A 15,253-nucleotide genomic window follows, 5' to 3' on the forward strand; every position below is an offset into this window, starting at 1 on the left:
CGCGAGCTGGGTTCAGAACGTCGTGAGACAGTTCGGTCTCTATCCGTCGTGGGCGTAGGAGATTTGAGGAGAGCTTTCCCTAGTACGAGAGGACCGGGAAGGACAGACCTCTGGTGTACCGGTTGTTCCGCCATGAGCATCGCCGGGTAGCCAAGTCTGGATGCGATAAGCGCTGAAAGCATCTAAGCGCGAAGCCAACTCCAAGATTAGATCTCCCTTCCCTTTAAGTAGGGAGTAAGGTTCCCGGTAGACTACCGGGTTGATAGGCTGCAGGTGTAAGGTGGGTAACCATTTCAGCTGAGCGGTACTAATAAACCGAGGACTTGACCCACATTAAGGGTCATTTACCAAGGGTCTAGAAATCAAGACAGGATTCAGAAATAGGTAGTTGTCAGTAATCGGTTGACGGTTTTCGGTAACGGTGTTACTCGTAGAGTCGTCAATCTGATAGCTGACTACTGAAAACTAATACCCAAGATTGGCGCGGGGTGGAGCAGCGGCAGCTCGTTGGGCTCATAACCCAAAGGTCGCAGGTTCGAGTCCTGCCCCCGCAACCAGAAAACAAGAATGCCCGCCATGTTGTATGGCGGGCGTTTTGTTTTGTGTTATTAAGGAGATATTTCTAACTGGACGCCGCCTCAGGGCGAGAGATTCGCTAGTCTTGGGGTGCAGGGAAGGAGCTGCGTGTTTAGCAGGCTACAATGAAAGGGATGGGGATGGCTACTGCTCTATTCGCGCCAACGCCTGCTCCGGTGTCAATGCTTTTCTGCGCTTTTTGTTCGTCGCGCGGCAGTAGGAACTGCCTGCTTCTTTCAGAAAAAGTTTGCCTTAGCGGTTATGCGCGCATCGCCCGTTACCGAGCGCGAAATGCGTCCCGTATCGGCGCATCCTCGAAGATGAAGCTGCTCGGCACATCGCCGCTGACGGCGTAGTTGTACAGCGCGGCTTTGTATATGCCTTCCAGCGTGGAGAACAATAGCGCAACTGCGATTACCAGCGCTGCTCCTATGATAATCGCTAGAATCGCCCCTGCAGAGCCCAAAGGCGATAGAATGAAGAACAGCAGCACCCCTATGCCAACGGCGACCAGGAAGGCTATGAACGCCACAATGCCTAGTCCGAAGTTGGCGACTACTTGGTCACCCCAGGTGCTGCGTATCATCGAAAGCGATCCCTTGAACGCATCGCCAAATTTCCTGCGCTCGATGACTATCAGCGGAACTACGAAGAACGTGAGCAGCGTCCATGCCGCGCCCAACAGCGCGACGACGATTTGGGAGACGATGCCCAATACGCCGCCCCGCTCGCGCGCCTGCCCAGCCAGTATGTTCAGAATTAACCCGACTGTTCCTGCTACCACAGCCCAGAGGAATATCGAGATGATGCGATTTGACGCTCCGCGCAAACCTGAACGGATGGTGGGATCGCCCCCGGTCAGCCGCTCATGCGCCGCAAACACGAGCGCGCTATTGAAAAAGATAATGACGAAGTACGCCAAGATATAGAACGCAATGGCGATGATGATGTCTCCGAAGCCAAGAGCGCCCGCGCCGATGCGATCGACTGCGCCGATGCCAATTCCGACGCCCATAAATGTCAGAATTACTACGATTACGCCGATGGAAGAAAATACAGGGAAGAGTACGAGTTCCTTGTCTGCCGCGAGAACTCGGAGGCAAAGCTTGAAGAGCTGAAAACTTCTTTTAATGGTGTCAAACATGGTCATACTCCTAAATGCTCTTGCCATATTGAGACGCGCTTTACTCGATACGCGAGCGACTTATGGATATGCGTCGCGGAATCGATTCTTCGATGCCTGCTTCTGTGTCGGCGCGCGCTCTGCATATCAGCCATGCCATAAACCGATTTGGCGCTGATTTTGGGACATTCACAGACTTACTGTCGATGCTGGTGGGAGATTGCTATCTCTGTATCACTCCGCATGCCACACGGCCGCCGGCGCCGGCGTCTATGCCGTAGGTGTCCGGCTTTTCGTGGACGATGATGGCGGAGCCGTCCGTGTCGAGGATGGATGTGTCGCCGCTGCCGAGACTGATGGCGGGGACTAGGTGGTCGGCGCGTGCGTTGCCGCCCGCGCCGGCGTATATGTTCGGCATGTCGCCGGCGTGGAAGCCTGATTCAGGGTAGTAGCCGTGCGTCCTGTCGCCCGGATTGAAGTGATCGCCGGCAGCGCTGAAGTCGGGCGAGCAGCTACCGAACTCGTGGATGTGGAACCCGTGTCCGCCAGGTTCCAGTCCGCTGACATCTGCGGACACTAGCACGCCGTGCGGCGTTTGTGTGAACGACACTGTGCCCATCGCCTCGCCATCTGGACCGGATAGAATCGCCGTCGCGGTAGCGCCGATTTCCGTTGGGCCCGAGCTTGTATCCGTTATTGCGGTGCATGCTGCCGATGCGACGAGCGCGAGTGTGAATAGGGCGATGCCTATCAGTCTGTGAACCTTTTTGCTCATACATAGCCTCTTTCTTGCTGTTATATGCGCCTAGCTAATCAGAAGGATAACTCGGAAACTTGCTTGTGCGCGTGGTCATAGAAGGGGCAAAAAAGGGCGTTCCCCATACTGGAGAACGCCCCGCACGCTAGATTGGTCCAACCGGACATTCGACTGCGCCCTTGCCCTTACTCAGAGCCACTATATCATAAGTGTCAATGCTTGCTAGTCTGCGACTGCCGCCACATCCTCAGCGAACTCCGGCATGACTTCGGACGCGAACATCTCGATGCAGCGGAGGGATTTGTCGAGGTCGAGGCCGGCTGCGCCGAATTTGCCGAATATGCGGTTGATGCCTTTGGATCGGAGGACTTCGATGCGCTCGCAGACGACCTCCGGTGTGCCGATGAGAGGCAGGATGCCCTCTTCGCGGGCGCGCCGACCGGCTTCGAGCCTGTCGCGGTCGCGGTGAACCCAGTGCTTGTAGTTGTCGGGGATGTTACCGTTTTTGTCGGCAGGGTTGCCCACGCGGTAGAACTCGGCGTTGATGCTGTCTTCCAAACCGCGAATGTCGCCCTCCGCCTCTTCCATCGTGGGCGCGACGTAGATGTTCGTGCTTACGGGCAGGTCGATGTGCTCGTGCGGATTGCCGTAGTGTTCCATGCGCTCGTGCCACAGATTGACGACCTGCGGGGTCTGTCCGAGCGTGGTCGTCGGTCCGCCCACGATGATGGGCAAGCCGCGCTTCGCCGCGTTGTCCACGCTTTCGGGGCTGGTGCTGACGGCGATGTAGATGGGCGGGCCCGGCTTCTGCACCGGCTTGGGGATGACCCAGATGTCTTGGAAGTCCACGAACTCGCCTTTGAAGGTGGTCGTGCCTTCGTCCGCCCAGCATTGCTGTATCACATCCAGGTACTCGTTGAACATCTCGCGGGAATGGGCGATGTCCACGCCCAGCCCGTGGAATTCCTGCGCTTGGTATCCGGCGCCGACGCCTAGATTGAAGCGGCCGTTGGAGATGATATCGATAATCGCGGCTTCTTCGGCGACTAGAACGGGGTTGTGGAACGGCAGCACGATGATGGCGGTACCGAGCCGGGCGTTTTCCGTCTTTGCCGCGACCGCGCCCAAGAACGAGAATATGCCCGAAAGTATGCCGTGCCGCGAGAAGTGGTGCTCGCCCAGCCAGATGTCCTGGATGCCGAGTTTGTCCGCAAGCACAATCTGCTCGAGCGAGGCGTCAAACGCGCTCTCGGCGCTCCAATCTTCGTGCCAGCGTAGTATGTCGAACATGCCGAATCTCATTAGACGCTCCTTGACTAACATCGATGAACAGGATGGGTAGGATAGGGGGATAGACTATCTGTTGCGGAGGCGTGGGTCAAGGACGTCGCGAAGGGAGTCGCCGAAGAGATTGAAGGCGAGCACGGTGACGGTGATGGCGAGGCCGGGATAGAATGCCATCCACCATAGGGGCTTGAACGAGGAGAAATTGGCGAAGGCGAGCATGTTGCCCCAAGTCGCGGTGGGCGGCGGAACGCCTGCGCCTAAGAAGCCCAGGCCGGACTCGATTAGGATTGCCACGCCGAGGTGCGCCGTGGCGAGAATGAGATATGGCGCGACGCACTGGGGCGCGACATGGCGAAACATGATGCGGAAGTCTTTCGCGCCGATAGCGCGTGCGGATGTTACATACTCCATCTCTCGAATTTGCAGGGCGACGGAGCGGATGACCCTGCCGCCGAATGGTAGGCGAGTTACCGATATTGCCAGAACCACCGTCCATAGGCTAGGGTCGAGCGCGGAAAGAAGAAGCAGGGCGAGAATGACATCGGGAAATGCCTGAAGTATCTCCAGGAAGCGTTGTAGTATCAGGTCAACCTTGCCGCCGGCATAGGCGCTCACTACGCCGATTAACGCGCCGCCGGTTGTGCCGAACAGGACGGCTACAATGGCGACCGTGAGCGTTGTGCGCGTGCCGAAGATTATGCGGCTGAAGATGTCTCGTCCCTGCTGGTCAGTGCCGAAGAAGTGGTCGGCATTGGGTTCGCCGGACATGTGGGTGAAGTCCCCTTTATGCTCCGGCCAGGGGGTTATTAGGGGCGCGGCTATCGCCATTAGAATCATCAGAATGAGGACAAGGGCACCAGCGGCGCCGAGCGGATTCTGCGAGACGAAGCGACGCAACGCTCGCCACAGGACCTCGCCTCGTGAGCGCTGAGTTTGTTCTGTCAGAGTTGTTGCGTTGGGGGTTGTCTGCATTCAAGTTTTCTTGTTTGATTGGCGTGATGTGAACGGAAGGGGCTGGGGCTATTAAGGTTATGAGTAGCGAATTCGAGGGTCTAGCCAGCCGTACATGATGTCCACGAAGAGGTTCGTGAGGGTGAAGATAATGCCGTAGAGCAGTACAAGGTTTTGAATCATCACGACGTCGCGTTCGGCGATGGCGCGAATCAGGATTTCACCAAGTCCTCTGACGTTGAAGACTTTCTCCATTGCCACGGAGCCTCCGAGAAGGAAGCCGAGGATGATGCCGGATATGGTGAGCACGGGCAAGATTGCGTTCTTGACGGCGTGGCGCATCATGGTGACGCGCTCCATCAACCCCTTTGCGCGGGCGGTGCGGATGTAGTCCTGCCCGATGACTTCGAGCAGGGAGGAGCGCGTCATACGGGCGATGTATGTCGCGCCGCCGATGCCCATCATTAGGATGGGCGCCCACACTATTTGCAGGTTCGTCTTCGGGTCTTCCCATAATTGCGCCGAGGCAATCGGCGACGCGTAACCGAATTGCACGGCAAGGAATATCACCAGCAGCAGACCCAGCCAGAAGCCGGGTATCGCAAGGAACAGGATTGTTCCGACGCGGGTTACATAGTCGGCGATAGAGTTGCGTTTGAGTGCGCCGATAAGTCCGACTGGGAAGCCGATTATCCACGATAATATGGTTGAGCCGATAGCGAGTTCCAGTGAAAGCGGAGCGCGCCGCTTCAACACATCAGCGACCGTGTCTGTGCGGAAGAACGACTTACCAAGCTCAAGCGTGGCGAGGTCCTTCAGCCAGTTCAAGTATTGGATGTAGAGAGGTTTGTCCAGTCCCAGGGCTTCCATGAGCGCCTCGCGCTGCTGCGGAGTAATGCGGGACACTTCGTTAGTGCCGTAGAAGGCAATCAATATGTCGCCCGGTATGATACGCAGCACGACGAATATGACCACGGTTATCGCCAGCAGAGTGGGGATAGCGTAGAGAAGCCTTCTTAAGAGATAAGTTCCGATTGTCTAATCCTCCGGGAACTAACAGAATGGACAGTATGGGTAGGACTTAGCCCCCACCCTGACCCTCCCCCTTTGGGGGAGGGGACATTGGGTTGTGCTTTTGTCCTTTGACATGTTCAGGACAAGCGTGTTGTTGTTCAAAGTGCCTAGATGACACCTAGATGGAAGCGCTACTTAGCGCGGGAAGTGCGGGCTGGTCTGGTCTAGCCACCAGGTTCCGCGGCGCTCGGCGTTGTAGATGCCAACGCTGTACTCGCCGGTTTGACCTTTCACATACTCCCAATACGCGTCGGCGAACTCTTCCCATGCGGCGGTGGCGAAGGGCACCTGCTCTTCCAGCAGCAGGTCCAGCTCGCCGACATACTCTTTGCGCTTAGAGGGGTCCAGTTCGTTATCAATCTTGTCGAGAAGGGCGTCCACTTCTTCGCTGCAGAAGCCGCCGTAGTTCTCGGTCGAACCGCATCCATACCATGCTCTCATGTAAGATGACGGGTCCCCGAAGGGGAAGACAGCGTACGAAACGGCGAGGTCGAAGTTGCCGTCTTGTATGCTTTGAATTGCGACTGGACCCTCACGCGGCTTCTGCTCGACGTTGATTCCCTGTTCGCTGAGGAGCTGAGCAATCAGCGGTCCCCAAACGGCATAGTGTCCTTCAACGGAATAGGTGATACTTAGGTCTAGGCCGTCGCCATAGCCCGCTTCTTCAAGCAATGCCTTGGCTTCTGCAAGATAGGGACCCTTATCGGCTGTGGGTACACAGGTTGGGCGCTCTCGTAGGTCTTCATAGGATGAAGCCCAAGGACTCCACCTGAACACATAGCCGCAGCCGAATCCGTTGAGGGACACGGTCTTGAAAACGCTGTCTTCCATGGCGTCGCGGTCAATAATCAGGTTGATAGCCCTGCGTACTCTGACGTCGCTTAGTGGGCCTCCGGTGTCCTGCTTCATCCAGATGCCCTGGACGGTGGTTTGCGCGTAGCGATGCAGCTTCATGCCTTCGGGCGTCTCCGCCAACCATTCGTGGTATGACTGAGGATCGAGGATGCGGGCGTAGTCGGATTGCTTTGCCAGGAACGCCGCTATCCTGGTCTGCGCGTCCGGCAGGTGATAGACATTTATGCCGTCCATATAAGGAAGGTTAGGATTCCAGTAGTCGGGGTTCGCTTCAATCTTCCAGTACTCGGCGTCTCTGTGTTCCTTGTACCTGTAGGGGCCTGTGCCGGGGTAGTTGGGAATGGTACGCAGGTCATAGTTATTGTCTTCGAGTGTTTGCTTGCGGACGATTACATTGAAGCCTGTGGCGAAAGCGTTGAGTATGAAGTCAGCGGCGCGGGCTTTTTCAAGCACTATCCTGAATGTATAGTCGTCGGGCGCTTGTACGCCGTCAGAAGCGACGGCGGAGAACAACGCCTGCCTTCGGCTGGATACATGGTCGGGCGGGAATATGATGCGGTCGAAGGTCGCCTTCACGTCAGCGGAGGTCATGTCCGCTCCATCATGGAACTTGACGCCCTCGCGCAGAGGGAATGTGAATGTCTTGCCGTCTGACGAGACTTCCCAGGAAGTTGCGAGGCCTTGTGCGATAATGCCCCTGTCAGGGTCGGTAGGGTCGTTCATGACCAGAAGGTCGAACAGAGGGCACTGCGGAGTGCAGTTGTTGGTCGTGCCGGACTGGTGCAAGTCAAGGTGTGGTGGGTTGGCGGCGAAGCCGTACTCGAGCCAGCCACCGCGCTGTGGGCTACCTTCGGGCGCCATGAGATAAGTGAGTTCCACTGCCGCTGCGGGCACAGGTGTCGCGGCTGCGGGAAGAGCCGGCTGCTGTCCGGTGGTGCCTGCGCCTGCTGCCTGCTTAGCCACGGGAGCCGCTGTTGGAGCCGCGGGGGCCGCTTGCTGGGCTGCGGGCGCTGCGGGCGCAGGTTCGTCCGCGCTTGAGCAGGCGGTCATTGCCATCAATAACGCGATGATTGCCAGAACTGGTAATAGAATCTTGAAGCTTCTTTGCATTCGGCTCCTCCTCCGGGGCTCGGCTATTAAATGGCTAATTCATCGACACCTTCCGTAGTTCACGCAAATCATTACGAGGCGAGATAGTTTGAATTATTCCAGAATATAAGTCCGAGCTTGGTGTTTGTCAACCGTGATGGCGTGATGGGAAGAATCTGACCGGGATAGGTGGCGTAAAGGGAGGTTTTCCCCTGTATTATTCTAAAAATGAATGAAGATTGTTATGAAATATGCCTATACGGTATTGCACCAAGATGCTAACCTATAGGTTCATCTTGCGTTTTATTCATAGAGGGGATGTGTGGAGGTGCGAGAAATGCCTTGAGTGTTGCGCCGGTTGCAGCCTAGGCTATGTTCAACTTTACCTTATTGATGGTTTTGTGATATAAACTTAACCTTATGGTAAATGGATAGACAGAAAGACGCGAATAGAAGGGCGATGCACTGCGCTATTGCGGCAGCCGGAAGGATGCGACGAGCGCACTAAGGGCAACCATGGAAAGCCGCGCGGATATGCCGCGTGCAGGCTTTGGAGGTGCCGAAATTATGGTTACGAATACCGCACAGAAGACTAAGAACCGACAACCCCGCGAGGTTTCCGGGGACACTACGGACACGATCCGCGAATACCTGACCGCGATCGGGCAGCACCCGCTGCTCGACAAGTCGGACGAGGTACGGCTCGGACTCGCCGTTGAGCGCCGGATGGAGCTGAAGCAGCGCCGCGAAGCCTTCAACGATGAGTACGGCTCCCTGCCGTCAACGACAGATCTCGTATTCGACATCTACATGGCACTGCGAGAGCGCCGACCGACGCTGCTGAAGTTCGCCGGGGTTCTCGGCTTCGAGCTGCCCACGAACACCACCATCAGCGATGCGCTCGCAATCGACGAAATCCGAGATGCGCTCGACCTGCCGATGAACGCTGACACGAAGACTCAGATGGCGCAGGCGCTCGATGTCAAGGACAACGACGCCGTGTCGCATGTCGCAGCGATTTCCAAGCTGCGGTGGCTGCTGCCGCTCGATGTGATTGCCATGCTGGACTCTGAGCCGGACGGCGAACTTGCGGAAGACATTATCCGCGATGTCGAAGACTGGTGGAAGACTATCGAGAATGTCGGCAGGGACGCGGGTGAAGACCTGACGAACTCCAACCTGCGGCTGGTGGTCAGCATTGCGCGTAAGTACCAGAACCGCGGGCTGCCGATGCTCGACCTCGTGCAGGAGGGCAATCTTGGCTTGATGCGCGCCGTCGAGAAGTTCGACTCGCACAAGGGCTTCAAGTTCAGCACATACGCGACCTGGTGGGTGCGCCAAGCGGTAACGCGCGCGCTGGCAGATCAGGGGCGCACGATTCGGCTGCCGGTGCACGTCGTTGAGCGTCTGCAGCAGCTTGGCACTGCCGAGCGGGAACTGCTTCGCAGGCTAGACCGCGACGCGTCGCCTGCTGAAATTGCTGACGAGCTCGGATGGTCGCTGGACAATGTGGAAGTGCTGTTGCAGCAGAGGCAGCACACGGTATCGCTGGAAACACCCGTCGGCGAGGAAGAGTCCACGCTAGAGGACTTCATCCAGGACACCGGCGGCTGGGCGACCGACGAGATGGCGATCCGAATGGTTACGCGGCAGAATGTCGTGGAGGCGATGCAGGACTTGCCGCCTCGCCTGCGTCTGGTGCTGACGCTGCGCTTCGGCTTCTTCGACGACCGCCCTCGCACGCTCGAAGAGGTTGGGCAGGAGCTCGGCGTTACGCGGGAGCGCGTGCGGCAGTTGGAACGGCAGGCGCTCGACAGGATGCGTATGTCGGGTAGGCTGCCGAGCCTTGCCGAGTACGGGGCGGTCTAACGCGCTTACTTGCGGGAGGATGACATAGATGGAGTAGGGGCAGCCGAAAGGCTGCCCCGTTTTTGCGCGCGTTATACGGTGAGCGCGGGTTCGCCGCTTGGCGCATCAGGCGGCTGAGGCACGACCAGCACAGGTGTGTTGCCGGAGCGGATGACGGCGTCGGTCACGCTGCCTAGCACCCAACGACCGAGGCCGGTGCGCCCCTGCGTGCACATGGCTATGAGGCTGTTGGGCTGCGATTCGGCGTATTCGACTATCGCTCCGGCGGGGCCGCCGTCCAAGCATTCCCATCGCACATTCCGTTGCCGTCCTCGCGCAGCGGCGTCGGTGGAACTTTGCAGGTATTCTTCCGCGGACTCCTGCGCCTGCTCCATCAGGTCGTCGGGGTATGGGTAAACTTCGTGCCCGGATCCAATGTACAGCTGCGACTGCGAGGGGACGCAGGTTACGAGCGTGGTATCTAGGTTTAGCGCGTCCGCGAGTTCCGCGGCAACCGGCAGGATGTGTTCCGAGCGGTATGACATGTCGAGAGGGACGACGAGGCTCTCGAACGAGGTTTCGGGATGTTCTTCGCCTTCGGCCGGGTGTACTATCAGGACGGGAGTTTCGGCGCGCGGCAGGATAGTCGTGGTGACGCTACCGACGAGCATGCGTCGCAGTCCGGAGCGTCCGTGCGTGCTCATGGCGATGAGGTCCGGCCGGCGCTCTTCGATGTACTTGAGTATGACAGCGGCGGGCGCGCCCCGCATTATGCGGATATCGCATTGCACACCGTCGGATTGCAGCCTATCGCGGGTACCGTTGAGGTAGTCGGACGCGGCAGCCACGGCATTCTGGTCAGGTGCGATTTCTCTCGCTCCCGGGTGCGCGCTCAGCAGGTCAACATACGGGTTGTCGTAGGCATGCAGCAACACGACCTTGGAGCCGAGACTGCGTGCGAGCGGAGCTACATAAGCGAGCGCGGCTTCCGACAGCTTCGAGCCGTCCAGCGGTACGACAATGTGATCGAACAAGCTAATTCTCCTGCACTGTTTTGGACTGCACTGTTTTGGATGGGGAGGATATTCGTCCTCTTATCCTGTCCTTCCCGTGTCAAGTGCCAGCGTCAAGGGGGGATGATATGAAACCGTCCCCCCCATTTCCTAATGTTGTCATTCCGCGCTGTTCTTATCATTCCGAACGCAGTGCGGAATCCGAAATCGTCTCATCTATAAGGCTAGCTGCCGTTGCTGCTTTGCATTGCCATTGTTACGGACGGCGGGTTCATTGGCAGTTCGTCCATGCGGACGCCCACCGCGTCGTAGATGGCGTTGGCTATGGCTGCCATTGGCGGCACGATTGACACCTCGCCGACACCGCGCACGCCGTAAGGATGCGACGGATTCGCCACTTCGACGATTACCGTGTCGATCATCGGCAGGTCGAGCGCGGTCGGCATGCGGTAGTCCAGCAGGCTGGAGTTGTCCATCTGCCCATTGTCGTTCATGTAATACTCTTCGTTCAGCGCCCAGCCGATGCCCTGCACGACGCCGCCCTGTATTTGCCCTTCGACGTAGCTTGGGTGCACCGCCTTGCCAGCGTCCTGCACTGCCGTGTAACGCAGAATCTCAACCTTGCCGGTCTCCGGATCGACTTCGACGTCCACGATGTGCGTGGCGAACGCGCTGCCCGGTCCCGCCGGGTCGAGGTTCGCGCGGCCGACTACGGGTCCGCCGGTTTCGGTGAGGCGCTCTGCCATCGTCTTGAAGTCGATGCTGAGCTCCGGGTCGGACTTGTGCCGGAATGTGCCGTCCGCGAAGCCAATCTGGTCAACATCGGTCTCCCACATCAGCGCTGCGCGCTCGATCATCTGGCGCTTGACATCCTGCGCCGCCTCGAAGCTTGCCCAGCCGGTCTTGAACGCCGCGCCGCTGCCACCGGTCATCGAAGTGTAGCCGATGGTCTCTGTGTCGCCGACTTGCGGGTTGACATGCTCGACGGGGATGCCCAGCACCTCGGCGAACTGCTGCGCCGCCGCGGGTCGAGTGCCGCCGATGTCCACCGAGCCGATGGTCAGGTTCACCGTGCCGTCGTAGTTCACATTCGCGGTTGCGCACGCCGCGCCAGCGCCGTTCATCCAGAATCCGGTCGCAACGCCGCGTCCGCGATTCGCGCCTTCGAGCGGTGTCTGATAGTGCTCGTGGTTCTTTGCCGCTTCGTTCGTCTCAACGCAGCCGATGACCGGGTTGACCACGCCGTAGCTGCGCCGCGTGCCTTCCTTCGCGCCGTTCATGATGCGGAAGTCCAGCGGGTCGATGCCGAGTTCGCGGCAGATGTCGTCGATGACTTGCTCTGCGGCGAACGCTGCGCCGGGCGCGCCGGGCGCGCGATATGCCGTTGTCTTCGGCTTGTTGTTCACCACATCGTAGCCGTCGAGCCGTAGGTTTTCCACATCGTACGGCGAGTAGATGCAGTTCATTGCCGCGCCGACCGGCGAGCCGGGATACGCGCCCGCCTCGTACTTCAGGTCTGCCTGCACAGCGGTCAGCTTGCCGTCGTTGGTCGCGCCAATTTTCACCCACATCAGGCTGCCGGAAGTGGGACCGGAGCCTTCGAGCACATCCGCGCGGCTCATCGTAACCTTGACCGGATGGCCGCTCTTGCGAGACAGCGCCGCCGCGACAGGTTCGAGATATATCGTGGTCTTGCCGCCGAAACCGCCGCCAATCTCCATCGGCACGACCTTGATGCGCGAGTGCGGGATGCCCAGCACGGCGGATGTGCGGTCGCGAATCTGGAAGTGCCCCTGCGAGCTGCACCACACCGTAACCCTGCCGTCCGCCTGCCACCACGCGGTCGCGGTGTGCGGCTCGATGTAGCCCTGGTGGACGGTCTTGGTGCGGAAGGTCTTCTCGACCACCACATCGGCGGCCTCAAAGCCCGCATTTATGTCGCCGAGTACCATTTCGGAGTGGCTGGCGACATTGCCCGCGTAGTTTTCGTGGAGCAGCGGCGCGCCGTCCGCGATCGCCTCTTCGACGGTCGTTACGGCGTCCAGCACTTCGTACTCAACTTCGATGAGGTCGAGCGCTTCTTCGGCTGCGTGTGCGCTCTGCGCTGCGACGGCGGCGATCGCCTGTCCTTTGTAGAGCGCCTTTTCGCCGGCGAGGCAGTTGTTGCTGAGGTGCTTGAGGTTCGTGGGGGGACCGGCAACAATCACGCGCGCTTCGTCGGGGGCGTCCGCGAAGTCTGCCGATGTGATGACGGCGAGGACTTCGGGGTGCGCCTCCGCCTTGCTGGTGTCGATGGACAGGATGTTGGCGTGGGCGTGCGGGCTGCGCAGCACTTTGCCGTGCAGCATGCCGGGCAGGTTCATGTCGGCGCCGTATAGCGCCTTGCCGGTTACCTTGTCGTAGCCGTCGTGCCTGATGGGGCGCTTGCCAACTACATTGTATTCTTTGGTGGATAGGACGATGTTGGATGCCATTGTTTGGAGACCTCCGTGATTGGGATTTATTGAACTGGCGTGTGAGCACTCCCAAGCGCACGCCAACGGGCGAATTGTAACATATTGTGGATAATGTGAAACACTGCGCTCCGTTAAGGTTGGGTTAATGGTGTGCTACCATGCTGTGCAGTCGTAAATGTGGGAAGCGATATGACCACGAACGAAGAACGCATTGCGACCCTGGAGCAGGGTTTCGAGAACGAACAGGAATGGCGGCGCGATATACTGGCGCGGCTTGACAAGATTGAAGCCAACCAGCGCTGGCTGATAGGCTTGCTGATAATGATACTGATTGCCGTCATCGCCAGTAACTGGATTGGCTAAGTTTTGACGCCACTAGCCACGAAATGAGCTTCGCGCGGCCCAATCACGCCACGAACGCCGCCCCGCCCGGCCGCCCCTTCCCACCATGCACCGACGGCTCCGCGCACCACTTCGCCGCAAGCAGACGCACGCCCTGATACACATCCTCGCCGAAGCCCAGCATATCGCGCAGCACGCGCCTGTCCAGCAGCGCGCGGTTCGCGTCCGCGTCCGCCAGATACGCCGGCAGCAAGTCGCGCTCGCGGAAGTCGTCGAAGATGTCGTGCGCTGTGGCGAGCTGGGCGTCGGTGAGCGCTCGCAGGTCGAGGATGGGGAGGGTTTCGGCTGCGCGAATAGAAATAATCCCCCGTCCTGGTTGCTGAATGCTGGAGTGCCACCAGTACGATAGCAAGCCTAGAGTGCAGTTGCCCCATACGGCGAATGCGTAGTCGTAGCGTTCATCGGAGAATATGACATTCGGCCAGGCGCGTCCACCAATGGTCGCCCGCTCGGTGAAGGCTACGGCAAGTGGCTGTGAGCCAAGTGTGAAATCTCGGTTCAGATGGCAACGGCTTGCAGTCTTCCATTGTTCATATGCCTTTTTCTCAAAACCCTGTCTCACCAGCAATTGGGAGTCAGATTCGCAGATTATGTTTTTCTCATTCTTTGCGTTATGATTCCACAAAGCGGGGTAAGTAGCCGTTGGACTTGCAACATCTTTGTCGAACGGGCCACGTGGTGCTGGCCCATTTATATCGATGTGATACAAGCCCATCTGACCGACAATGCTTAATGGGACACATTGCAGTTCTTTAGATGTTAGATTTCCCGGCAACCAAAGTCTTGAATTCCCTAGTGCGTAGGTAGTCTGAGCGACCGATGAATCCAAAAGGCGCACTGCCGACCATGCCCCACCATCTCTATCGTAAGGTGCGGTTAGCATCTCACCAACTCTTTCATCGCCAACAGTTAAGGATGTGCCACCGTATGGGCCATCCTCAATGCGCCGAACATTGTCTGTGCTAGTGTATGCGCTAGTTAGGGCAGCTGAGTACACGAAGCCTGTCGGACGCCGCACAAGCGATGTGAAATCAACGGTTGCCGACGAAGCCTCATTCGTATGCAGCTTTCTTGCGACAATTAGACACTCCGCTATTGCGGTATCTGATGAAAACGAGACATCCTTTTTGGTAGATGCTATGCTGAATACACTCAAGTCGGCGTAATGCTCTGCGAACATCTGACGAAACTTGTACCAAGACAAACCCACGGCCGACGTCAATGGCAGCACTAGGGCAAGTACGCCGCCTTGCTTAAGCTTACGATGTCCAAGAGCGGCAAAGGCAGAAGCAATCCCTGCATTGCCATGATATGCAGTGCCTTTACTGAGCGAAGTCAGTCTCTTGCCCATGTCTCTCTGTTCTTTATCATCAGCATCGAAGGCTGCAAAAGCCCGATTTGCGACACCGATATGTTTGCCTTCTTGTCCCGTGTTACGTGTGAAGGGTGGGTTCATGATTACGATGTCGAAGGATTCGTCGGGGATGTCCACGATGATGTTGGCGGCGGTTTCTTCGCCTGCGCTTCCTGTGCGTAGCGCCGGGTCGCTGGTGTTGAACAGCGTCATCACGGACGACGATTGCAGCAGCTCCAGCGAGCCGATGGCGACGGTGCCGTCGGATTGCCTGCCGTATGGCATGTTGTACAGGCGGGATTGCCCGTAGCCGATGGTAGGCTGCATGCCGGATAGCGTGGAACTCGTGATATGTATCGCGGAGGGCATCACATCGCAGCCGTACAGCACTTCTTCCATCATCGCCTTGTGTAGGTCTGCGGGGTCGCCGCCCGCGTTTTCGTGTCGCAGGGCAATCTGATCGTGCGC

Annotated in this window: 9 protein-coding genes, 1 tRNA gene and 1 rRNA gene; 3 read left to right on the forward strand and 8 right to left on the reverse strand. The window is 58.2% G+C overall.

Going from position 1 to position 15,253, the window contains the following annotated elements; all coding sequences use genetic code 11:
• Positions 1–333 (forward strand): 23S ribosomal RNA (locus F4X57_01390); the annotation flags it as partial.
• 149 nt (positions 334–482) lie between these two features.
• A tRNA-Met gene (locus F4X57_01395) sits at positions 483–557 on the forward strand.
• A gap of 296 nt (positions 558–853) precedes the next feature.
• On the opposite strand, the gene F4X57_01400 is transcribed toward F4X57_01395, so the two are convergent.
• From F4X57_01400 to F4X57_01425, 6 genes are all read right to left on the reverse strand, one after another.
• The gene (locus tag F4X57_01400; GenBank protein MYC05828.1) at positions 854–1,720 is read right to left on the reverse strand and encodes a hypothetical protein; all 867 of its coding nucleotides are present in this window, start codon (positions 1,718–1,720) and stop codon (positions 854–856) included.
• Between the two features lie 202 nt (positions 1,721–1,922).
• Positions 1,923–2,474, reverse strand: coding sequence for a superoxide dismutase family protein (locus F4X57_01405; GenBank protein MYC05829.1), 552 nt, complete (start codon positions 2,472–2,474; stop codon positions 1,923–1,925).
• Positions 2,475–2,678: 204 nt separating this feature from the next.
• Positions 2,679–3,779, reverse strand: coding sequence for an LLM class flavin-dependent oxidoreductase (locus F4X57_01410; GenBank protein MYC05830.1), 1,101 nt, complete (start codon positions 3,777–3,779; stop codon positions 2,679–2,681).
• A 33-nt stretch (positions 3,780–3,812) separates the two neighbouring features.
• Complete coding sequence (locus tag F4X57_01415) at positions 3,813–4,715, reverse strand: ABC transporter permease (protein ID MYC05831.1); 903 nt, start codon at positions 4,713–4,715, stop codon at positions 3,813–3,815.
• Positions 4,716–4,772: 57 nt separating this feature from the next.
• Positions 4,773–5,669, reverse strand: coding sequence for an ABC transporter permease (locus F4X57_01420; GenBank protein ID MYC05832.1), 897 nt, complete (start codon positions 5,667–5,669; stop codon positions 4,773–4,775).
• Positions 5,670–5,903: 234 nt separating this feature from the next.
• On the reverse strand, positions 5,904–7,733 hold the full coding sequence (locus F4X57_01425) for an ABC transporter substrate-binding protein (protein MYC05833.1): 1,830 nt from the start codon (positions 7,731–7,733) through the stop codon (positions 5,904–5,906).
• 495 nt (positions 7,734–8,228) lie between these two features.
• On the opposite strand from F4X57_01425, the gene F4X57_01430 reads away from it, so the two are divergent.
• Complete coding sequence (locus F4X57_01430; protein ID MYC05834.1) at positions 8,229–9,581, forward strand: sigma-70 family RNA polymerase sigma factor; 1,353 nt, start codon at positions 8,229–8,231, stop codon at positions 9,579–9,581.
• A gap of 71 nt (positions 9,582–9,652) precedes the next feature.
• On the opposite strand, the gene F4X57_01435 is transcribed toward F4X57_01430, so the two are convergent.
• Together F4X57_01435 and F4X57_01440 are read right to left on the reverse strand one after the other, a co-directional pair.
• A complete protein-coding gene (locus tag F4X57_01435) occupies positions 9,653–10,594 on the reverse strand; it encodes a universal stress protein (GenBank protein ID MYC05835.1) in 942 nt (313 codons plus the stop codon).
• A 203-nt stretch (positions 10,595–10,797) separates the two neighbouring features.
• On the reverse strand, positions 10,798–13,047 hold the full coding sequence (locus tag F4X57_01440) for a xanthine dehydrogenase family protein molybdopterin-binding subunit (protein ID MYC05836.1): 2,250 nt from the start codon (positions 13,045–13,047) through the stop codon (positions 10,798–10,800).
• Positions 13,048–15,253: the final 2,206 nt, after the last annotated feature.

The sequence above is a fragment of the Chloroflexota bacterium genome (assembly GCA_009840355.1).
GTDB lineage: Bacteria > Chloroflexota > Dehalococcoidia > Lucifugimonadales > JADFKI01 > Bin90.